Raw genomic sequence first — 1,347 nt, forward strand, 5'->3', positions numbered from 1 at the left:
TCACCGGCGTCCGGGTGCCGCCGGGGGGCTCCGTCGTGTGCCGCGGGGCGAGATGGTGGCGGACGCCCTCCACCAGGGTGGGGGCGGTGAAGGACGTGCCGTGCACGAAGCGCATGGCGGGGCCGAACGTCGGCGCGGTCAGCAGCCCGGCGAAGAAGAGGCCCGGGTGCGAGGACTCGAAGGCCGGGCCCAGCCAGGGGGCGTCGCTGCCGGGGACGCGGCGCAGGGACTCCCTCAGCGCCGGGTCGAGGAAGCGGAGCCGTGACAGGTTTGGGGTGAAACCGGTGGCGGCCAGCACGTGGTCGGTCTCCAGGGTGTGCGCGGTGCCGTTCTCGGCCCGCAGCCACAGCCGCACCCGCTCGCCGGGTACCCCGCCCAGCCGCCGGACGCCGGGCGCGGTCCGGTCGGCGGCGGTGACGACGTGGCCCAGCAGCACCGGCACGGTCGCCTCGAACCGTTCCCGCAGCCACCAGGCGCCCGCCGGACCGGGGGCGTGGCGGGCGATGTGCAGCCGGGCGGCGGCCGGCAGCCGCCGGACCGCGTGCGGCTTACGCGACCACACCCAGCTCGGCCAGCCGGGGCCCAGCGGGCTGTGCGGCTCGCGCAGCGTGGCCACACGCCCCCTGTCGTGCGGCTGCGGAGGCGCGTCCCAGCGCAGCCTGGGCGTACGGGCGACCACGCGGACCCGTGCGCCCTTCTCGGCCAGCAGCGTCGAGGTCTCCAGCGCGGCCTGCCCGGCGCCGATCACCGTCACGTCCTGGTCCCGGAACCGGCTCAGGTCGCGGTGGTGGGTGCTGTGGCTGACCATCGCGGCGGGGAGGCCCCCGAGCACCGGCGGCCGGTAGGCGAACGGCAGCACGCCGACGGCCAGCACGACCGCCCGTGCCAGCAGCCGCTCGCCCTGCGCCGTCTCGATCCGGAAGCCGTCCGGGTGCGGTGCCAGGCGGGTCACCGTCCGCTCGTCGACGGGCGGCGCCGCGTGCCGGGCGAACCAGGTGCCGTACGCGGTGAACGTGTCCAGCGGCAGCGGGTCGCCGTGCGCCGGCTCGACGCCGTGCTCGGCGCAGTAGGCGGCGAGGGTGTGGGTCCCCGCCGGGTCGGACAGGTCGGAGGCGGCCGGTTCGGACTTGAGGTACGTACCGCGCGGCATGTGGTCCCGCCAGGAGGCCATCGGCCTGCCCAGCACCCGCAGGTCCAGCCCCGCGGCGGCGGCGTGGGAGGCGATGGACAGTCCGTAGGGGCCGGCGCCCACCACTACGAGGTCGTACATGGGTTCCTTCTCTCTGTTTCTCGCTGCGCGCTCTCGCGTGCTCGTGGCTGCTCGGTGCTGAGGGGCTGTGGGGCCGG

At 76.3% G+C, this 1,347-nt stretch carries 1 protein-coding gene; it reads right to left on the reverse strand.

From position 1 onward, the window contains the following. A partial coding sequence (locus FM076_RS28490) for an NAD(P)-binding domain-containing protein (RefSeq protein ID WP_173873732.1) occupies nucleotides 1-1,270 on the reverse strand: 1,270 nt, incomplete at its 3' end. Nucleotides 1,271-1,347 lie beyond the last annotated feature (77 nt).

Origin of the sequence: Streptomyces albus subsp. chlorinus, assembly GCF_013302895.1 — a bacterium.
GTDB lineage: Bacteria > Actinomycetota > Actinomycetes > Streptomycetales > Streptomycetaceae > Streptomyces > Streptomyces chlorinus.